This is a genomic window from Streptomyces umbrinus (assembly GCF_030817415.1).
Classification (GTDB): domain Bacteria; phylum Actinomycetota; class Actinomycetes; order Streptomycetales; family Streptomycetaceae; genus Streptomyces; species Streptomyces umbrinus_A.
The window spans coordinates 10,491,205-10,510,010 of the sequence record NZ_JAUSZI010000002.1; the positions used below are offsets into that span (position 1 = coordinate 10,491,205).

Genomic DNA, 18,806 nt, shown 5'->3' on the forward strand with positions numbered 1-18,806 from the left:
CCGCCGCTGTGCTGCTGCAGGTGCTCGGCACCGCGGCGGGCGGCGGACTGCCCCAGTGGAACTGCGCGTGTCCCGGCTGTGCCGGGGCACGCGCCCATCCGGAGCGGCGCCGCCGCCACGCGTCCCTCGCCGTGCGAGCGGACGCCGGTCGCTGGTACATCGTCAACGCCACCCCCGACATCGGGGACCAGATCGAGGACACCCCCGCACTGCACCCCGGCCCCGGTGCCCGGCAGACGCCGGTCGCGGGCGTCGTCCTCACCGACGCCGAACTCGACCACACCCTCGGCGTCGCGCGGCTGCGCGAGGCGGACGGCGTGGAACTGGTCGCCACCGCCCCGGTGCGCGAGGCACTGCTCGCGGGCCCGCGCCTCGGAGCCGTGCTCGGACCGTACACAGAGCTGCTCTGGCGGGAGTTGGGCACGGCTCCGCTGCCGCTCGGCCCGGAACTGGAGGCCGTCGCCGTGCCCATCGCCGCCAAACGCCCCCGGTACGCGGTAGGAACGGGCGACGACGACCCGCGCTGGGTGGTCGCCCTCGTGCTCCGCGAACCGTCCACGGGGAAGACCCTCGTCTACGGCCCCGCCCTCGCCGCCTGGCCCCAGGCGCTGCAGGAGGCCGCCGAAACCGCCGACTGCGTCATCGTCGACGGCACGTTCTGGGACGAGGACGAGCCCGTGCGCACCGGCATCTCCACCAGGACCGCGAGCGGCATGGGACATCTGCCGATCGACGGCCCCGCCGGCACCGCGCACCGGCTGACCGGGCTGCGCGCCCGCTGTCTGTACACGCATCTCAACAACACCAACCCCCTGACCGACCCGGACGACGACCGGCACAAACAACTGGCCGACCGGGGACTAGAGGTCGCCGCCGACGGAATGGTCATCGAGCTGTGACGACAACACCTGTACGGGACACGACCGCCCAGGACCGGCAGAACCCCTGGAGCCGCCCGGAGTTCGAAGAGCGACTGCGCGACATCGCCACCACCCGCTACCACGACCGCCACGCCTTCAACGTACGGATGCACGAGGGCGCTCTGACCCCGGCCGAGCTGCGCCGTTGGATCGCCAACCGCTTCCACTACCAGCGGCACATCCCCGTCAAGGACGCCCTGATCCTCGCCAAGTTCGAGGACCCGGCGCTGCGCCGCATGTGGCTGCGCAGGATCGTCGACCACGACGGTGTACGGGAAGGGGAAGGCGGCATCGAGCGCTGGCTGCGGCTCGGCGAGGCGGCCGGGCTCGACCGGGAACGGCTGTGGTCGGCCGAGGATGTACTGCCCGGGGTGCGGCTGGCCGTCGACGGATACGTCAACTTCTGCCGGCTCAGGTCCCCGCTGGAAGCCGTCGCCGCCTCCCTCACCGAGTTGTCCGCTCCCGGCATCATGCGCACCCGCATCGCCGCCTTCGAACTCCACTACCCCTGGATCGAGGCCGAGGGGCTCGCCTACTTCCGGACCCGCGTCGAGCAGGGCAGCCGGGACAGCGCCGAGGCGCTCGCACTGGTCGAACGGTGGGCGCTCACCCGCGAGGAACAGGAACGGGCCGTCGCCGCGCTCGCCTTCAAGTGCGATGTGCTGTGGTCGCTGCTCGACGCCGTGGACGGGGCGGGGGAGGGGCCATGAAACCCCTGAGGGAGGCGCCTCCCGGCGGTCGCGCCTCGCCCGCGAACGAGGACGCCATCACGGACACGGGCGCGGAGGCGGGTGAAGGCACCGTTGCGGACGCCGGGCACTGGACTCCGGCGCTGAGCCGGTCCGTCATGCTCCGGCACGACCGGGTGCGCGGCACCGACCTGTTGCTCATGCCGGAACGGGTGGTCGTGCTGCGGGGCAGCGCGGGTGCCGTCCTGAGGCTCTGCGACGGCCGACGCCAAGTCGCGGCGATCGTCGCCGAGTTGGCCGAGCGCTTTCCCGACGCGTCGGTCGCCACGGAGGTTCCGGAGTTCCTCGGGCGGATGCGTGAGGAGGGCTGGATTCGATGACCGAGGTCTCCGCCGCGCCCGTCGCCCCTCCCTGGGCGCTGCTCGCGGAACTCACGCACGGCTGCCCGCTGCACTGCGCCTACTGCTCCAACCCCTTGGAGCTGGTCCGCAGATCCGCGGAACTCCGTACCGACGAGTGGGCCGACGTCATGCGCCAGGCCGGGGAGTTGGGCGTCGTCCACACCCACCTCTCCGGCGGTGAACCGCTGCTGAGGCGCGACCTGCCCGAGATCGTCGAGGCGGCCGACGCGGCAGGCATCTACACCCAGTTGGTCACCAGCGGCGTCGGCCTGACCCGGGAGCGGCTGACCGCCCTCATCGACCGCGGGCTGCGCAGTGTCCAACTCTCCGTGCAGCACGCCGAATCCGCCGCCTCCGACCGGATCGCCGGGACCCGCTCCTTCGCCGCCAAGCGGAAGGCCGCGGCCCTGGTCCGGGAGGCGGGACTGCCGTTGGGCCTGAACGTCGTACTCCACCGGGACAACCTGGACGCGATCGGCGCCCTCCTGGATCTCGCCCTGGACTGGGACGCCGAGCGGATCGAGCTGGCGAACACCCAGTTCTACGGCTGGGCGTTGGTCAACCGGGACCGCCTGCTGCCCGGTCGGGAGCAGATCGACCGGGCGCGGGCCGTCGTAGAGGCCCGGCGGGAGCAACTGGCCGGTCGGGTGGACGTGGTGTGGGTGGTGCCCGACTACATCGACGGGATCGCCAAGCCCTGTATGGGCGGCTGGGGTGCCGTCTCGCTGACCGTGGCCCCCGACGGCACGGTGCTGCCCTGCCCGGCCGCCGCCACACTGCCGGGGCTCGACGCCCCGAACGTCAAGGACCGTTCCCTGGAGTGGAGTTGGCGCCACTCGCCCGCGTTCCACCGCTACCGGGGCACCGACTGGATGGCCGCACCCTGCCGCTCCTGCCCCGAGCGGGAAACGGATCTCGGCGGCTGCCGCTGCCAGGCGTACGCGCTCACCGGCGACGCCTCCCGCACCGATCCCGTGTGCCGGCTGTCCCCCGACCACGGTCTGGTACGGACACTCGTCGACGCGCCCGTATCGCGGGCCGCCCCGCCGACGGTCCCCCGTTCCCATCCCCCGCGAGGCGCCCCGCAGGGCCCTCGGAGGGTGTGACCCACCACCAGAACCCTTCCAACCCCCACTTGGAGGACCGATGCGAACGACCAGCAGGCGCATGACCCGTAGAGCACTGACCGCGGGCGCGGCCCTGTTCCTGACCGGGCTGCTGCTCACGGGAGTCCCCGGACTCGGCACGGCCCGGGCCGACACCGCCGGCACCACCGCCCCGGCGGCAGTCGCCGGCGTACCGACAGGCGTCACCCCCATCACCACCGGGCTGACCGTCCCCTGGGGCGTCGGCTGGCTGCCCGACGGCTCCCACTCCCTGGTCACCGAGCGCGACGACTTCCGGGTCTGGAAGGTCACCCCCGACGGCGCGAAGACCCAGGTCGGGACCGTCCCCAACAGCCAGACCACCAACGGCGAGGGCGGACTCATGGGGGTGGCCGTCGACCCCGGCTGGGCCACCAACCGCTACGTGTACTTCATGCACACCGCCGCCGAGGGCAACCGCATCGCCCGCATGACGTACAACGGCACCTCGCTCACCGGCTACACGGTGATCCTCCAGGGCATCAGCAAGGCCCGGTACCACAACGGCGGACGGCTCGCCTTCGGCCCCGACGGTTATCTGTACGCCACGACCGGCGACGCCCAGAACACGGCTCTCGCCCAGGACCGGAACTCCCTCAACGGCAAGATCCTGCGCCTGACCACCTCCGGGCAGCCCGCCCCCGGCAATCCCTTCGGGAACCATGTCTACAGCCTCGGCCACCGCAATCCGCAGGGACTCGCCTTCGACCGCAACGGGCGGCTGTGGGAGGCCGAGTTCGGCAACACCCGGTTCGACGAGCTGAACCTGATCAAGCCCGGCGCCAACTACGGCTGGCCCACCTGCGAGGGCACCTGCTCGACCGCCGGGATGACCAACCCGAAGAAGACCTGGACCACCGGCGAGGCCTCGCCCAGCGCCATCGCCATCGCCGACAACGTCGTCTACATGGCCGCACTGCGCGGGGAACGCCTCTGGCGCATCCCCATCGACGGCGACACCGAGAACGTGGGCACGGCGACGGCGTACTACATCGGCACGTACGGCCGGCTCCGTACGGTCGTCAAGGTGCCAGGCCGCGAACAGCTGTGGCTGGCGACCACCAACGCCGACGCCAACGGAGGCGAGCCGGACGGCGCGGACCGCGTCCTGCGGGTGACTCTGGGCTGACCGCCGAGGCCGGTCCGGAGAGGTGACGGCTCCTCGGACCGGTCCGGTCGGCCGGTCAGTCCGGCGCGTGCGATTCGGGTGGGCCCGCCGGGCGCGCGATCAGTCGTTCAGCGGACGCGGCTCTCGAAGCACTCCTTCTTGCCGTCCGCACTGCCGTCCGGCGCCGGACGGAAGCAGGCCCGTACGACCTGGCCGGAGCGGGCGGTGGTCATCGGGGTGTAGACGTACGCTTCCGCGTCGGCCTCGTCCTCGACCTCGGCGGAACGGGGGCGGCCGTCCGCGGTCACCTCCAGCCGGTCGCCGATCCGCGTCCCCCACATCCGGGCCCAACTGGTCCCGCACGGCTGGCTGTGGCGCAGTTCCAGCATCGCTCCCGAGGCGGTGCGGTGCGAGGCGAGGGTCTGCGGCCCGACCCCGCACTTCATGTCCATCGGGTTCCTGCCCTCGCACGCCGCTCCCCGGCAGCGTGGCCCGGTGGCTGACGGGGAGGCGGAGGGGGACGGGTATGGCGCGTCCTTGCCCAGGACGAGGAAGAGAGTGATCGCCACACCGCCGACGACCACGGCACACACCGACGCGAGCACCGCCACGGCCGCGCCCCTGTGCCCTGAGCGCGTGTCATCCCGCGCGGCCGGAGCGGACGCCTCGGACGGGACCGGTTCCGGAGCTGTCGACGGCGTCTCCGCAGGCGCATCCGTACGCCGTGCCTGTGCCGCGCGCCCGCTCCACTCCGACTCCGCGATCTCCCACAGCGCCAGACATCGCCCCTCCGGTTCGGAGGCGAGCCGGCACAGTTCCCGCACCGCGTCGCGCGGCGGCACGCTCTTGCCGTTGAGATAGCGCTCCCAGGACGACTTGCTGAACGCGGTCCGTTCCGCCAGGCCCGCCATGCTCAGACCGGTACGTGTCCGCAGGTCCCGCAGCGCTGCCGCCAGTCGTGCACGTTCCGGCGACGGCGTCGTGCGCGTCATCGCCGTAGCGCTCCCCAGGTGTGCCGGCCGATGATGCCGTCCACGACGAGGCCCGCCTGCTTCTGCAACTGCTCGACCGCGCTCTTGGTGTGCGGACCGAAGATCCCGTCCACGACCCCCGGGGCGAAGCCCGCCCTGCGCAGCAGACACTGCGCCTCGGCCACCTCAGGACCGGCGAGGCCCTCCGCCAGGACGGCGTCCCGGGTACGGCTGTTGCCCGCGTACCAGCGGCCGTCGATCCGTTCCACCTCGCAGGCGTACGTACGTGGCCCCGACGGCGACGGTGACGCCGACACGGACGAGCCGGCCGAGCCGAGAGGAGTGGCCGACGCCCTGCTGTCGCCGTCCGAGAGCCGTACGGCCAGCAGGACCGCCGAGGAGACGGCCAGCACCAGCGCCACGGACCCCGCCACCAGCGCGACGCGCAGCGAACGGCCGTGCCGCGTCTCCTCGTCGGGGGCCGACAGGTTGTACGGCCCGGTGTCATCGGCTCCGGCTGCCTGAAGCGCCCCAGCAACGTCAACCGTGTGAGCCGCACCAGCCGTGCCAGTTGCTTCGGATGCTTCCGGCGCTTCCGGTGCCGGCGTGCCCGTGCGTCCGTCTCCCCAGGCCTCGGCGGCGACCTCGTGCAACGCGAGCAGCCGGGTCGGATCGTCACCGCCGATCCGGGCCATCGCCTCGACGGCCTCCCGGGGCGGCAGCGACCGCCCGCCCAGGTACCGCTCCCACGACGACGCGCTGTACCCCGTCTTCGCCGCCAACTGCCGCAGGCTCAGACCGCTGTGGTCCTTGAGCCGGCGTAGACGCACCACCAACTGCCGTACACGCGGATCCAGTTCTCCGGGCAGCACTTTCCAACGCGACATGTTCCCCCCACTCGCGTTCGCGGACCGAGGTCAGCGGTCCGATTTTCCCGCGCATTCTGCATCAGCTTTCACGATGTGCCCCATACACCGGTTCCGCCTCCGTACCGAATCGGCCATCGTCCGCCACGGCGGCCCGGCCGGAACCGTCCCGCGGGTTCGTTCCAGTGAATGAGGTCCTCGCAGGTCAGCGGGTGGGACGTCCCGCGATGACGTCACTTTCCCGGCGGTCGTGGCGCGGCACACCGCCCGCCACACAGTCTGATTGCCGAGCCGACCACACGGTTGGCCCCGCCCACCGAGGGCACAGAGGGAACCGAAGCATCGGAGGGGAAAGTATGCGAGCTCTGACGAGGACGATCGTCAGTGTCACCGCCGCAGTCGGGATCGCCGCGGGCGGCCTGGCGGGCTCGGGCGCCGCCTTCGCGGACTCCGCACCGGCCGCGAAGCCGGCGGTGAGCGCCCAGGACGTCACCGTCCTCGCGACGAACAACCTCGGCCTGAGCACTCAGCAGGCCAAGAACATGCAGTGCTTCCTGAGGAACGCTCCGGCGAGCTACACCGGCGCCATCGACGGACTGCTGGGCACCAACAGCTGGAAGGCGTACCAGCGCTGGCTCAAGGAGTACTGGGGCTACACCGGTGCCATCGACGGCATCGTCGGCCCCAACACGATCAAGGCGCTGCAGCGCAAGCTGGCCTTCAACTGGGGCTACACGGGCGCCATCGACGGGATCGCAGGATCGGGTACCAAGGCCGCGTTCAAGCGGCTCGCCAACGACAACAGCGTCTTCTTCCCCTGCTGACGTCGAAGACGACACCAAAGGGGACGCCGAGTCGGATCGTCGCCCTTTGAGGTGAGGAACCGCGGTCTGTCCTCTCACGGGGGAGGGGACAGGCCGCTTCTCGTTGCTCCCGCACTCAGCGGCTAGCATTGGCTATGATCGGTTTCTCTGCACACGGCCGGAGTACGCGATGCCGGAGTACGCGATGAGCGTCGTCGACTCCTTCCCGCTCGGGGCCGCGACCACGCTCACCGAGCTCGCCCGGGATCCGCATCCGCGACTGGCACAGCTGCGTGAGCGGGAGCCCGTCTCGTGGCTGCCCGAGCTGGACGGCTGGCTGGTGACCCGGCGGGACCTCGCGCTGCGTGTGATGCGGGACGCGGCGACCTTCACGGTCGACGACCCCCGGTTCTCCACCGCTCAGGTCGTCGGGCCGAGCATGCTGTCGCTGGACGGTGACGAGCACACCCGCCACCGCGAGCCCTTCAACCAGCCCTTCCGCCCGCGCGAGGTCCGTGACGGCTTCGCCTCGTTCATCGAGCGGGAGACCAAGCGGCTCATCACCGAACTGGAACCGGCCGGCGCCGTCGACCTGCGACGCGCCTTCGCCGGACCGCTCGCGGTCGCCGTCGTGACCGAGGCGCTCGGGCTGGTGGGCACCGACGCGGAGACCGTGCTCTCCTGGTACGACACCATCGTGCGGTCGGTCTCCGACATCACCGCCGGACATGAGGCGGCGCCCGCCGGCGCCGCTGCGTATGCGCAACTACGGGCCGCCGTGGAAGCCACCCTCGCGGACCGGGGCACGTCGTCGCTCCTCGTCTCCGCCGCCGGACGGCTGGCGGTGCCCGAAGTGGCTTCCAACGCGGCGGTCCTGATGTTCGGAGGCATCGAGACCACCGAGGGGATGATCACCAACGCGCTGCTGCATCTGCTTCATCATCCCGACCAACTCGCCCTGGTCCGGGGCGACTTCGGCCTCCTGGACGGCGCGATCGAGGAATCGCTGCGCCTCGAACCCGGGGCCGCGGTCGTGGACCGCTACGCCACCTGTGACACCGTCCTCGGCCCGGCCTCGATACGCAAGGGCGACCTGGTCACCGTCTCCCTGACGGGCGCCAACCGCGACCCGGCCGTCTTCCCCGACCCCGACCGCTTCGACGTGCGCCGCGAGAACGCGCGCCTCCAACTGGCCTTCGCCCACGGCCCCCACTACTGCCTCGCCGCACACCTCGCCCGCCTGGAGACCCGGATCGCGCTCCAGCAGCTGCTCGAACGCCTCCCCGCCCTGCGCCTCGACCCGGAGCACCCCACCACTCCGTACGGTCTGGTCTTCCGCAAGCCGCTCACCCTGCACGTGCTGTGGGACAGGCCCGCCTGAGGCTGCCCCCGGCCGTCATCGACTCATCGACAGGAGTCCGTGAAGGCACGGGCCCGTCGGGTGATCTCCGGCCAGTCCCCGGCGGCCACCAGGGAGGGCGGTACGACGTTCGAACCGGCGCACACCGCACGTGCCCCGGTGGCGAGGAAGGCGGCCGCGTTGTCCTCGTCGACGCCGCCCGAGGCCACCAGCGGCACGTCCGGGAACGGGCCGGCCAGATCCCGGAGGTAGCCGGGGCCGAAGGCGCGCGCGGGGAAGATCTTCACCGCGTCGGCGCCGAGGTCGAGCGCCAGCCCGACCTCCGTCGGGGAGAGGGCACCGAGCACGACCGGCACTCCGGCCGCCGACGCCGCCTTCGCCACGTCCGGGCGGCAGCCGGGGGTGACGAGGTACCTGGCTCCCGCGTCGATCAGCTCCTCGGCCTGTTCGCCGGTCATCACCGTGCCCGCGCCGATGCCGTCCCCGTCCTCGGCCACCGCCCGTCGCAGGTGCGCGGCGAGTCCGGGGGTGGTGCGGGTGAACTCGATCCAGCGGATGCCGCCGGCGCGCAGGGCCGCGCACAACGCCGCCGCGTCGGGTATCTCCGGTGCGCGGACGACGGCGATCACGCGGTCCTTCGACAGCTGGGAGAGGAAGTCGGCGGTCATGGGCGGGAGTTCTCCTTCGGTGGGCCCGATTCGGTGGGGCCTGGCTCGGTGGGGCCCGGCTCGGGCTGTTGCACGGCGTTTTCCTCAGCGTGGTGCCGGGGCGGCCCACGCGTCGTCGTCCAGGGCGAGGCACCGGTCGGTCTCCGTCCGCGGCGGCATGACGGGAACGTCGTCCCGGGTCCGCAGCGCGGCGGCGGCCGCCAGATGACCGAGGCGCAGCCGTGACCGTTCGTCGCGGTCCTCCAGGACGCCGGCCAGATAGCCGGCCGCGAACGCGTCCCCCGCGCCGACCGGTTCGACCACCTTGGTGGGCAGCGAGGGCACGAACGTCCGCACCCCGTCGGCGTACGAGGTCGCTCCGTGCTCGGCGTCCTTGACGATTACGACGGGTGCGGGAGCGAGCAGGGCCGCGATGTCGTCAGGACGGGCGGTGCCCCACAACTCCTCGGCCTCGTCCCGTCCCACGAACACGATGTCCGCGGCGCGGGCGAGCGCCAGCAGGTTTCGCGCGGCGTCCGCATCGCCGCCGCGCCAGAGGGCGGGACGGTGGTTCACGTCGAAGGAGACGACCGGACCACGCCCGGCGCGGCCCTCCCGGCCCAGGAGCAGCGCCTCCAACAGGCGGGCACAGCTGTCGGAGACGGCCGCGGCCACGCCCGACAGGTGCACGATGCGAGCCCGGCGGAGTGCGGGCCGTCCGGCCAGCTCCGGCCCCATCCGGGACGCGGCCGATCCGCCGCGGTAGTAGTGCGTCCGGGTGCGGTCCGGACCCGGGTCCTTGAAGTAGACGCCGGTCGGCCGCTCAGGATCGGTCTCGACGGCGCTCACGTCCACGCCGCGCGCGGTGAGTTCGGCCAGGATGCGACGGGCGAAGGGATCGTCACCGAGTCGGCTCAGCCAGGCGGCGCGGTGCCCGAGTCCGGCCAGTCCGCAGGCGACGTTGGACTCGGCGCCGCCGATGGCCATGCTGAGCACGGCCTGCTCGGCGAGGGGGCGGGCGTCCGGCGGACTGAGCACGGCCATCGTCTCGCCGACGCACACGACGTCGGCCACCGGTTCCTGGCTGTCGGCGGCGAGGGGAGGGTACGGCAGGGACACGGGATTCTCCTGGCGGACGGGGCGGGACGGGAGTGCGGACTCAATGGCGAGGCGGCGTGGTGGGCGGGCCCGGGCACAAGGACCCGCCGCGTCACAACCCGACGGCTGCGGCGGCTGCGGTGACGTCGGACGTATCGGGTGCATCGGGTATATCTGCCCCAAGTCGCAACATCACCTTGCTGCTCCCGCTCCCCGGGTCCGCGGCGACGGCGAGCGCCTCCTCGGCCTGGTCCAGCGGGAAGCGGTGGGTGATCAGCGGGGTCACGTCCAGGCCGTCCCGGAGCGCGAGCAGCGCCTCGTCGATCTCCTCGACGAAACGGTACGAGCCGATCCAGGTGATCTCCCGGGTCACCAGGTCGCCGAGCGCGGCGGCCACGGCCGTACCGGGCAGGTTGCCCACCTGGACGAGGGTGCCTCCGCGGGCCGTGGCCCGCAGTACGGGACCGAGCGCGGCCGGGGCGCCGGACGCCTCGAAGACCACGTCCACGTCCTCGGGCAGCGCGTCACCGGCGGAGAGGTCGCACGTCTCGTCGGCGCCCATGGCGCGGGCGACGGCGAGGGACGACGAGGCCAGATCGGCGGCGACCACCCGGCCCGCTCCGCGATAGCGCGCGGCGGCGACGACCAGGGAACCGATTGGGCCACAGCCGTTGACCAGGACCGTACGGCCGCTCAGCTCGGGGGCCCGGCCGACGGCGTGCAGGGCGACGGCCAACGGCTCGGCGAGGGCGCCCTGTTCGGTGCCGACACCGTCCGGCAGCGGCCGGACCTGGGCCGCGGGGACCGCCCGGTACTCGCTGAACCCGCCGTCGGTGTGCGGGTCGAAGGCCGCCGAGCCGAAGTAGCGGACGCGCGGGTAGAGGTTGGTCCGTCCGGCGATCCGCTCGGGAAGGACGCCGTCGCCGACCAGTTGGGCCGGGTGCACGGTGACCGGCTGCCCTTCCCGGAGGCCGGTGACCCCGTTGCCGAGCGCGGCGACCCGGCCCGCGAACTCGTGCCCGAGCACCAGCGGGTGAGCGAGCGCGGCCGTGCCGGACGCGCCCTTCTTCCAGTACGCGATGTCGGATCCGCAGATCCCGCCCCACTCCAGGGCCAGTAGCACCTCGCCCGCGCCCGGTACCGGCCGGGCCCGCTCGTCGACGCGTACGTCGCCGGGACCGTGCACCACAACCGCCCTCATACGGCGTCCTCCAGCCGGACCAGATCGCGTCCGCGTGTCTCGGGCGCGAGGAACGCGCTGACGAAGGTGATGAGTGAGTAGACGACGAGCATCGCCGCGATGGGCCACCAGCTGCCGGTGACGGCCGTGAGCGTGGCCGCGAGGACCGGTCCGATCGCCGTGGCGAGGATGCCGCCGATCTCCTTGGCGAGCGCGAGCTGGGTGAACCGGGTGCGGGAGCCGAAGAGTTCGGCCATCGTGACGCTCTCCAGCGAGAACAGCCCGAGGACGCCGACGTTCAGGCCGAGGACCATGCCGAGCATGATGCCCGGGGTCGAGCCGGAGGTGATGAGGAGCATCACCGGGAAGGCGAGGACGACGGTCAGAGCCGAGAGCGCGAGGTAGATCACGCGGCGTCCGAAGCGGTCGCCCAGCAGACCGATCACGGGCACGGTGGCGAAGCCCACCAGCGAGCCGTACACGATCGCGTCCGTCGGTACGGACCGGCCGACCGCGAGGTTGGTGGCGATGTAGCCGACCAGGAACGTCTGCATCAGTCCGGAGTTGCCCGCTTGGCCGAAGCGCAGCCCCAGCGCGAGGAAGAACGCCTTGCCCTTGCGCTGGCGGATGCCCGCCGCCAGGACGCTGCCCTTGTGTTCGTCCGACGTGGCGATCACGGACTCGACCTCGTCACGGGCCAGCGCCACACCGTCGACCACGTCGGGGCGCTCCTCGAAGACCGGGCTCTCCTTGAGACTGCGGCGGATCCAGACCGCGAAGATCATCAACCCGAAGCTCAGCAGGAAGGGCAACCTCCAGCCCCAGGACAGCAGTTGGTCCTCGCTGAGCACGGCGAGCAGGATGGCCCACAGACCGGAGGCGGCGAGCGTCCCGGAGTTCGTGCCGAGCGACACCAGCGAGGAGATCAGCCCGCGCTTCTTCACGGGCGCGTACTCGGCCAGCATCACGGTCGCTCCGGCGATCTCGGCCCCCGCGCCGAAACCCTGCACCAGGCGCAGCACGACGAGCAGGATCGGCGCGAGGATGCCGATGGTGGCGTAGGTGGGCAGGGCGCCGATCAGGGTGGTTGAGGCGCCCATCAGCAGGATCGTGAGGAACAGGACCTTCTTGCGGCCGATCCGGTCGCCCATCCGCCCGAAGTAGACGGCGCCGGCGAGCCGGGCGACGTATCCGACGCCGTAGGTGGCCATCGCGGCGATGAGCCCGATGGCGGGGCTGACGTCCGGGAAGAAGATCTTGTTGAAGACGATCGCGGCGGCCAGCGAGTAGAGCTGGAAGTCCATGAACTCCATGGCCGTGCCGAGCCAGCCCGAGACGGCGGCCCGGGTCAGATCGCGGGTGCTGCGCTGAGCGGATGGCGTCTGCTGAGCGGCTATGACGCTGTCCTTCATCGTGAACTCCATTGTTCGGCGAACGATGTTCGGGGACGGGGGGAAGCAGCGGGGAGGGACTGGGGAAGCTGAGGGAACGGACCTGGATCAGAGCTCGACGCGGCCGGCCCGCAGCGCGGGGAGCCGGTCCGCGACGGCGCCGGTGAGCGCTTCGTCGTCCGCCAGGTCCGCCGCGCCGAGCACGCGCAGCAGCGCGCGTACGGTCTCGGCGGGACGGGTCGCGGGCTCCCAGCAGGCGGTGAGCGCCTCGGCGGCGGGATCGGTGGGTGCGTCGGCCCGGCGGGTGCTGTCCGCCCAGGCGGCGAGGGCGAGTTCGAGGACCGAGGTGCTCGCGCCGCGGGCCCGCAGTTCGCGCAGGGCCGGCAGCCAGCGTTCCGTGATCTTCAGTGATCCGTCGGAGCCGATCTGCCGCAGCAGGTGGTGCATGGCGGGATTGCGGAAACGTACGACGAGATCGTCGGCGTACGCGACCGGATCGGGGCCGTCGGCCGGGAGGGTGGGGTCTACCTCCGCGCACAGCGCCAGTACGAGGCGCTCGCCCCAGTCCGCCGCCATGGTCTCGGCGATCGTGGTGAGCCCCGCGGCGCTGCCGAGGTAGGCGAGGGCGGAGTGGGAGCCGTTGAGCAGCCGCAGCTTGGTGAGCTGGTAGGGCGCGACGTCCGGCACGAACAGGGCGCCGTCGAGCTCCCAGGGCGGCCGGGGCGCGGCGAAGGAGTCCTCCAGCACCCACTGCCGGTACGGCTCGCCCGTCACGGGGAGGGTGTCGCGCACCCCGAGCGCGACGACGGCCGCCGCCCGGTCGGCCTCGCTCGTGGCGGGCACGATCCGGTCCACGACGGTCGCGGGGAAGGCGACGGCCTCGGCCATCCGGTCCAGGATCTCCGCACGGTCCGGCCAGGCCGACGCACGGATGTAGTCGTGGATCACACGGCTCAGCGCTGCGCCGTTGTCGGCCATGTTGTCGCAGGACACGACATTGACCGGGGGAGCGCCCGCCCGCATCCGCGCGGCCAGCCCGGCGGCCAGCCGTCCGACCACCGTGGTGAGTGGCCCGTCGGGGCCCGCGGCGAGGTCGGCGGCTACCGGTCCGGCCGCGGTGTCGAGGCCGCCCGTCGACGGGGAACGGTGATAGCCCTTCTCCGTCACGGTCAACGTCACCACCGTCACCTCGGGGTCGGCGAGCAGGGCGTCGACGGTCCTGGCATCGGGGCCCATGGCCAGCGCACCGACGACCGAGCCCACGACACGCGTGCGGTGCCCGTCCGGACGGCGTTCGGTGAGCGAGTACAGACAGTCCTGGTCCCGCAGGGCGCGCACGGTCGCGGCCGACCGGGGCGCGACCGCGGTGATGCCCCAGGGCTCGCCCGAGCGCGCGGCGGCCTGCTCGGTGAACACGGCCTGGTGCGCCCGGTGGAAGGCCCCGAGCCCGAAGTGGACGACACGGGTGCGCAGTTCGGCCGGATCGACGGCGGGCCGCTGCTCGGGTGGGAGCCGGAGGAGGGCCTCACGGCTCAACAGGTCGTCGGCGCTCACCAGTCGTGCACCGACCCGTCGAGACGGCGGGCGACCGGGAGGTAGCGCCGCTGGTAGGGGAAGCGCTCGGCGGCCTTCTCGTCGTACTCGACGCCGAGGCCCGGCTCCTCGGAGGGGTGCAGCATGCCGTCGGCGAAGGTCACCCCCGTACGGAACACCTCGGCGGTCTCGTCGGGGTGGCCCATGTGCTCCTGGATACCGAAGTTCGGCACGGTGATGTCGACGTGCACGGCGGCCGCCATGCTGACGGGGGAGAGGTCGGTCGCCCCATGGGATCCGGTCCGCACCTGGTAGAGCGCGGCGAGGTCGAAGATCCGCCGCAGGTGGGTGATCCCGCCGGCGTGGACGACGGTGGTGCGTACGTAGTCGATGAGCTGCTCGGTGATCAGGTGCTGGACGTCCCAGATCGAGTTCATCACCTCGCCGACCGCGATCGGCGTCGTGGTGTGCTGCCGGATGAGCCGGAATGACTCCTGGTTCTCGGCCGGGGTCGGGTCCTCCATCCAGAACAGCCGGCACCCCTCCACGCTCTTGCCGAACCGGGCCGCCTCGATCGGGGTCAGCCGGTGATGGACGTCGTGCAGCAGGTGGAAGCCGAAACCGAAGCGCTCCCGCACCGCTTCCAGATAGGTGGGTGCGAAGCCGAGATAGGCCTCGGTGTCCCAGGGCTGCTCGTCGGGCAGCTCGGTCGCGGCCGGCTCGTAGACCTTGCCCTTGCGCACGCCGTACGTGCCGCCGACCTCGGGCACGGCGGCCTGCGCCCGTACGGCCTTGTAGCCCAGCTCCAGATAGCGCTCGACGTCGTCCAGCAGTGAGGGTGTGTCGGTGCCGCTGGCGTGCGAGTAGACCAGCACGCCGTCGCGGGACCGGCCGCCGAGGAGCTGGTAGACGGGCAGCCCGGCGGTCTTGCCCTTGATGTCCCACAGGGCGGTGTCGACGGCGGCGATCGCGGTCATGGTGACCGGCCCGCGCCGCCAGTAGGCACCCTTGTAGAGGTACTGCCACATGTCCTCGATGCGGGCGGGGTCCTTGCCGATCAGCAGGGGAACCACGTGGTCGCGCAGATAGCTCGCCACGGACAGTTCACGACCGTTGAGCGTGGCGTCACCGAGCCCGGTCACCCCGTCCGTGGTGGTGATGCGCAGTGTGACGAAGGTACGGCCGGGGGAGGCGACGAACACCTCGACGCGTTCGATCTTGCTCACAGGTACTCCTTGGTCGCGAAGTGCTTGTATACAAGCATCTGTCGCGCAGCAAGGCAATACTTGTGCCGCAGCCCTACGTACGATGTGCACATGGCTCAAACGAACGGGCGGACGAGTCGGCGCGATATCTATCTGAAATTGCGTCAGTTGGTCCTGACCCTCGAACTTCCCCCGGGCGCGGCCCTCTCGGAGAACGAACTCGCCGCGTCGCTGGGCGTCAGCCGCACGCCCGTGCGGGAGAGCCTGATCCTGCTCGCCCAGGAGGGCCTGGTGCAGGTCTTCCCGAAGATCGGGTCGTTCGTGTCGCGGGTGGATCCGGCGCAGGTCGCCGACGCGCAGTTCCTCCGGGAGGCGGTGGAGCTGGCATCGCTCGACGATCTTCCGGAGCGGCTCGACCCCGCGGTCGTCGAGGAGCTGCGGGGCAACCTGAACCGCCAGCGGCGCGCGGACCTCGACCTGGAGGAGTTCTTCGATCTGGACGAGGCGTTCCACCAGGGCCTGATGCGCCTGAGCGGTCACGGCAACGTGTGGACCACCGTCGCCGCGGCGAAGGGCCACCTGGACCGGGCCCGGCGCCTCGGCCTGCACGAGAACGTGTCCCCGGCCGTCTTCGCCGCCCAGCACCACGAGATCTTCGAGGCGATCGTCGGCGGGAACGTCCCGCTCGCCCGCACGGCCATGCGTACGCACCTGCGGGCCGTCTTCAGCGACATCGAACGCATCCGCGCGCACTCGCCGGAACTGTTCGCCACCGACGCCTCGACGGTGCCCGTGCGACGCAACGTCGTCGTCTGGGAGTGACCCCGCCGAGTCCCTCGCCCCTCGCCCCGGCCTCGGAAAATGCTTCCCGTCTGCAACCAATACACTGCGGCGACGCGTCCGTCACTTCAGCCGCGAATCGGGGGAGCCGCAGAGATGAACGCCTGGAACCCGCAGGGGCCGCCGCCGTACGACCCGCACGGTGGCAATATGCCCCCGCAGCCCCAGGGTCCGTACCCGTACAACACCGCACCGCCGCCCGGCGGTTACCCGCCCAACGCCCCGTATCCCAATGCCCCGTATCCCAGCGGCCCGTATCCCTATCCTCCGCAGCCCGGCCCGCCGTACCCGGGGCCGCTGCCCCCGCGTCGCGTGGGACCGCTCGGGCGGCTCTGGCGCACAGCGGGGCCCATCGCGATCGGGCGCAAGGTCTTCACGCCGTCGCGGCCGGGCCGGGTGGACGACGAGGTGGTCGCCCGCATCCAGAAGATTCGCACCATCGTCGGCCTGTGTGCCGTTGTGTGGGTGACGATCTCCTACAAACTTGCCGAGTCCGCTGGGGACATCGCGAGCGACCGCGGAAACCAGGCCTGGAACAACGTACTTGTGCTCGCGGTGACCTTCCCGGTGGCCGTCGGTGTGCTGATCGCCGCGGCCCGGCCGCCGGCCCGTCAGGAGTTGCTGCGCCGCACCGCGAAGCCCTTCGGTTCGATCCTGGCCATCATGGGCGCCATGTTCGTGTTCCCCGCGGGCGTGCTCACGGGTTTCGTCAGCGGGAGGTTCGCCACCAATCCCGCGATGACGGTGGTCACGGTGGTCGTCATACTGCTCACGATCGTCTGGGTCCTCCCGTTCGTCTTCTACGGCATCGGCGTGTCCCTCGTCCATGTCTTCCGCACCGCGGACATCCATGAGACGGTGCCGCCGCTGCTGGCCATCACGCTCGTGTGGGAGATGGCATTGGTGGACATGTTCACAGGGGCCTACGACACCCTGCCGGGGCCCGTCCGGATCGTTGTCACGCTCGGCGCGCCGCTGTCGGTCACCGCGGTGGGCCTCTGGGAACTGCGCCGCCTGCGTACCAACTACGGCCTCACACTGCGCGGCGCGCTCATGCGCTGAGTGCGCAGATCCCCGGGAGGGGTCCCGGGGGCGGGGCCGCACCATGCCGACATCGAGACTCGTTCTGCGACCGGGGGAGACCAGGATGAACGAACCGACGCATGCCCTGCCCGAGGTGCCGGAGCCCACGCCTATCGAGAGCCGGGCGCACGACCCGCTGGCCGTCGCCCTCGGCAACGCTTCCCTTCTCGGCGTCGGTTACCTGATGCTGCGGCGGCGCAGACTCGCCGTCGCCGCAGCGGTCGTCACCGTCGTGCTCGTCTCCCGGCTCGTCTCGACCGCCCGGCCGGCGTACGAGATCGCCGTGCTCGTGTGGTGGGTCGCGGTCGTCGCCCACGGGTGGTTCCTGGCGCGCAGAAGCGGCAGCGGGGTCGCCTTGCGCGGCCGGCGCGTGGTCGCACTCTGCATCACGCTGTCGGTGGTGCTGGCCGTGACACTGCTGCGATTCGACGCGTCCAGGATCGAGGAGAGCGTCACCGAGGCCCGCGAAAGCGGCGACTGCGCGGGGGTGTTGAGTGCCCAGGACAGGGTGTGGTTCGGGCATCGCGTCGCCGACGCCCCGCTGTCCGCCCGCGGCGACGAGAGCGTAGAGGCATGCGACCGGCTGCGGTCGGCCCGGACCGAACTGAACACCGCGCTGACCGGGAACACCGATGCCCTGGACGAGGGCTTCGGCACACTCGCCTCCGTCCTCGCCGAACCCGGCAACGAGAAGACGGTCGAGACGACCCTGACCGGCTTCCTCGGGGGCCTGCCCGCCAAGGACCCCTGCACCACCGTCACCGTCACCGAATGGCTCCGCGACCGCAAGCGCAGCCACGACGTACTGGACCGGTCCGCCGGCACGGCCCGGCGGACCGCACCCGCCGCGCTCGTCGGATGCGGTGACGAGCTGATGGCGGACAGCAGTTGGCAGAACGCCCTGACGCACTACGAGCAGCTGCTGGACCGCTACCCCGGCGACGACCTCGCGGACAAGGCCAGGAAGGGAGCCCGGAAGGCCACCCAGAGCATCGAGCTGGCCAACGTGCGCAGCCTGCTCACACCGGGCACCGGTGCCCAGCCCGAGTACTGCTCCCGCCCCGCGAAGTACAGCGGCGCCAAGCCCATGGGCAAGGGCACCAACCGCGCGCTGTTCTACACCGGCAGCACATACGGCGACGACTACTCCGACAAGCTCCCCGGCTCCTGGAAGGCGGCCGACGCGGCCGACGCCGTCCTGGTGGTCTGCATGGGCGAGGACACCTTCGGCTCGTCCGTCCGGACCTGCCCGTACCAGGGCCGGTCCTCCGGCTCCACCACGTACGTGACCTTCCACAAGATCGCGATCCCGGTGAAGGTCTACGAGGTACGCACCGGCAAACTCGTCGCCAAGCGCAAGATCCAGATCAACGGGTCGAGTTGCCCCTCCCTCATCACGTACTTCACCTCCAGCGACTCCGACTCGGGCCCGCCGTCGACCAGGTACGTCAGCGAGTCCAAGTCCGACGTGCGCTCCGCGTTCCGACCGTTGGTCGTGCGCTGAGGGGCCGGGTGAGGGAGCGCGAATATCCGTGAAGGGGCCGTACGAGGTTCGTATGGCCCCTT

18 protein-coding genes are annotated in these 18,806 nt (G+C 71.5%); 10 read left to right on the forward strand and 8 right to left on the reverse strand.

From position 1 onward, the window contains the following. Positions 1 to 8 precede the first annotated feature (8 nt). From pqqB to QF035_RS46485, 5 genes are all read left to right on the forward strand, one after another. Positions 9 to 899 (forward strand): pyrroloquinoline quinone biosynthesis protein PqqB, encoded by an 891-nt coding sequence (pqqB, locus tag QF035_RS46465; protein ID WP_307528077.1) that lies wholly within the window; start codon positions 9 to 11, stop codon positions 897 to 899. After that, a complete protein-coding gene (gene pqqC, locus QF035_RS46470; RefSeq protein WP_307528080.1) occupies positions 896 to 1,630 on the forward strand; it encodes a pyrroloquinoline-quinone synthase PqqC in 735 nt (244 codons plus the stop codon). Before pqqB ends, pqqC begins: the two co-directional genes overlap by 4 nt. Further along, positions 1,627 to 1,989 (forward strand): pyrroloquinoline quinone biosynthesis peptide chaperone PqqD, encoded by a 363-nt coding sequence (gene pqqD, locus QF035_RS46475; RefSeq protein ID WP_373466830.1) that lies wholly within the window; start codon positions 1,627 to 1,629, stop codon positions 1,987 to 1,989. Before pqqC ends, pqqD begins: the two co-directional genes overlap by 4 nt. Beyond that, on the forward strand, positions 1,986 to 3,116 hold the full coding sequence (pqqE, locus tag QF035_RS46480; protein WP_307528082.1) for a pyrroloquinoline quinone biosynthesis protein PqqE: 1,131 nt from the start codon (positions 1,986 to 1,988) through the stop codon (positions 3,114 to 3,116). The genes pqqD and pqqE overlap by 4 nt, the downstream gene beginning before the upstream one ends. A gap of 61 nt (positions 3,117 to 3,177) precedes the next feature. Then, on the forward strand, positions 3,178 to 4,284 hold the full coding sequence (locus tag QF035_RS46485) for a PQQ-dependent sugar dehydrogenase (RefSeq protein ID WP_307528083.1): 1,107 nt from the start codon (positions 3,178 to 3,180) through the stop codon (positions 4,282 to 4,284). 107 nt (positions 4,285 to 4,391) lie between these two features. Here the strand turns inward: QF035_RS46485 and QF035_RS46490 are convergent, their stop codons facing one another. Then, entirely contained in the window at positions 4,392 to 5,255 is an 864-nt protein-coding gene (locus QF035_RS46490; RefSeq protein ID WP_307528085.1) for a helix-turn-helix domain-containing protein, read from the reverse strand. Further along, entirely contained in the window at positions 5,252 to 6,121 is an 870-nt protein-coding gene (locus QF035_RS46495; protein ID WP_307528087.1) for a peptidoglycan-binding protein, read from the reverse strand. Before QF035_RS46495 ends, QF035_RS46490 begins: the two co-directional genes overlap by 4 nt. A gap of 335 nt (positions 6,122 to 6,456) precedes the next feature. Here QF035_RS46495 and QF035_RS46500 point away from each other — a divergent pair, with 335 nt between their 5' ends. Both QF035_RS46500 and QF035_RS46505 read left to right on the forward strand, forming a co-directional pair. Beyond that, a complete protein-coding gene (locus QF035_RS46500) occupies positions 6,457 to 6,924 on the forward strand; it encodes a peptidoglycan-binding domain-containing protein (RefSeq protein ID WP_307528089.1) in 468 nt (155 codons plus the stop codon). A gap of 184 nt (positions 6,925 to 7,108) precedes the next feature. Beyond that, entirely contained in the window at positions 7,109 to 8,284 is a 1,176-nt protein-coding gene (locus QF035_RS46505) for a cytochrome P450 (RefSeq protein ID WP_307531890.1), read from the forward strand. 23 nt (positions 8,285 to 8,307) lie between these two features. Here the strand turns inward: QF035_RS46505 and QF035_RS46510 are convergent, their stop codons facing one another. The 6 genes from QF035_RS46510 to manD form a co-directional block, all read right to left on the reverse strand. Continuing rightward, positions 8,308 to 8,931, reverse strand: a complete 624-nt coding sequence (locus QF035_RS46510; protein WP_307528091.1) for a bifunctional 4-hydroxy-2-oxoglutarate aldolase/2-dehydro-3-deoxy-phosphogluconate aldolase — start codon at positions 8,929 to 8,931, stop codon at positions 8,308 to 8,310. An 84-nt stretch (positions 8,932 to 9,015) separates the two neighbouring features. After that, complete coding sequence (locus tag QF035_RS46515) at positions 9,016 to 10,029, reverse strand: sugar kinase (RefSeq protein WP_307528093.1); 1,014 nt, start codon at positions 10,027 to 10,029, stop codon at positions 9,016 to 9,018. Positions 10,030 to 10,120: 91 nt separating this feature from the next. Further along, on the reverse strand, positions 10,121 to 11,209 hold the full coding sequence (locus tag QF035_RS46520; RefSeq protein WP_307528095.1) for an L-idonate 5-dehydrogenase: 1,089 nt from the start codon (positions 11,207 to 11,209) through the stop codon (positions 10,121 to 10,123). Continuing rightward, positions 11,206 to 12,600, reverse strand: coding sequence for an MFS transporter (locus QF035_RS46525; RefSeq protein WP_307528097.1), 1,395 nt, complete (start codon positions 12,598 to 12,600; stop codon positions 11,206 to 11,208). Before QF035_RS46525 ends, QF035_RS46520 begins: the two co-directional genes overlap by 4 nt. Before the next feature lie 87 nt (positions 12,601 to 12,687). After that, positions 12,688 to 14,133 carry a mannitol dehydrogenase family protein gene (locus QF035_RS46530; protein ID WP_307528098.1) on the reverse strand — a complete coding sequence of 482 codons (1,446 nt, stop codon included), beginning with the start codon at positions 14,131 to 14,133 and terminating at the stop codon, positions 12,688 to 12,690. After that, positions 14,130 to 15,338, reverse strand: coding sequence for a D-mannonate dehydratase ManD (manD, locus tag QF035_RS46535; protein ID WP_307528099.1), 1,209 nt, complete (start codon positions 15,336 to 15,338; stop codon positions 14,130 to 14,132). Before manD ends, QF035_RS46530 begins: the two co-directional genes overlap by 4 nt. A 90-nt stretch (positions 15,339 to 15,428) precedes the next feature. Here manD and QF035_RS46540 point away from each other — a divergent pair, with 90 nt between their 5' ends. From QF035_RS46540 to QF035_RS46550, 3 genes are all read left to right on the forward strand, one after another. Next, positions 15,429 to 16,139 (forward strand): GntR family transcriptional regulator, encoded by a 711-nt coding sequence (locus tag QF035_RS46540; RefSeq protein WP_143633164.1) that lies wholly within the window; start codon positions 15,429 to 15,431, stop codon positions 16,137 to 16,139. A 114-nt stretch (positions 16,140 to 16,253) separates the two neighbouring features. Beyond that, positions 16,254 to 17,219: a hypothetical protein gene (locus QF035_RS46545; protein ID WP_307528100.1), complete on the forward strand. Its 966-nt coding sequence runs from the start codon at positions 16,254 to 16,256 to the stop codon at positions 17,217 to 17,219. A gap of 85 nt (positions 17,220 to 17,304) precedes the next feature. Next, positions 17,305 to 18,744, forward strand: a complete 1,440-nt coding sequence (locus QF035_RS46550; protein ID WP_307528101.1) for a tetratricopeptide repeat protein — start codon at positions 17,305 to 17,307, stop codon at positions 18,742 to 18,744. The last annotated feature ends 62 nt before the right edge of the window (positions 18,745 to 18,806 follow it).

What these genes read in the sequence shown, in the direction of transcription:
- pqqD (WP_373466830.1), top strand. Translation starts at nt 1,627, where the DNA reads ATGAAACCCCTGAGGGAGGCGCCTCCCGGCGGTCGCGCCTCGCCCGCG.
- QF035_RS46550 (WP_307528101.1), top strand. Translation starts at nt 17,305, where the DNA reads ATGAACGAACCGACGCATGCCCTGCCCGAGGTGCCGGAGCCCACGCCT.
- QF035_RS46520 (WP_307528095.1), bottom strand. Translation starts at nt 11,209, where the DNA reads ATGAGGGCGGTTGTGGTGCACGGTCCCGGCGACGTACGCGTCGACGAG.
- QF035_RS46525 (WP_307528097.1), bottom strand. Translation starts at nt 12,600, where the DNA reads ATGAAGGACAGCGTCATAGCCGCTCAGCAGACGCCATCCGCTCAGCGC.
- QF035_RS46510 (WP_307528091.1), bottom strand. Translation starts at nt 8,931, where the DNA reads ATGACCGCCGACTTCCTCTCCCAGCTGTCGAAGGACCGCGTGATCGCC.
- pqqE (WP_307528082.1), top strand. Translation starts at nt 1,986, where the DNA reads ATGACCGAGGTCTCCGCCGCGCCCGTCGCCCCTCCCTGGGCGCTGCTC.
- QF035_RS46540 (WP_143633164.1), top strand. Translation starts at nt 15,429, where the DNA reads ATGGCTCAAACGAACGGGCGGACGAGTCGGCGCGATATCTATCTGAAA.
- QF035_RS46490 (WP_307528085.1), bottom strand. Translation starts at nt 5,255, where the DNA reads ATGACGCGCACGACGCCGTCGCCGGAACGTGCACGACTGGCGGCAGCG.
- QF035_RS46505 (WP_307531890.1), top strand. Translation starts at nt 7,109, where the DNA reads ATGAGCGTCGTCGACTCCTTCCCGCTCGGGGCCGCGACCACGCTCACC.
- QF035_RS46495 (WP_307528087.1), bottom strand. Translation starts at nt 6,121, where the DNA reads ATGTCGCGTTGGAAAGTGCTGCCCGGAGAACTGGATCCGCGTGTACGG.
- QF035_RS46500 (WP_307528089.1), top strand. Translation starts at nt 6,457, where the DNA reads ATGCGAGCTCTGACGAGGACGATCGTCAGTGTCACCGCCGCAGTCGGG.
- QF035_RS46485 (WP_307528083.1), top strand. Translation starts at nt 3,178, where the DNA reads ATGACCCGTAGAGCACTGACCGCGGGCGCGGCCCTGTTCCTGACCGGG.
- QF035_RS46545 (WP_307528100.1), top strand. Translation starts at nt 16,254, where the DNA reads ATGAACGCCTGGAACCCGCAGGGGCCGCCGCCGTACGACCCGCACGGT.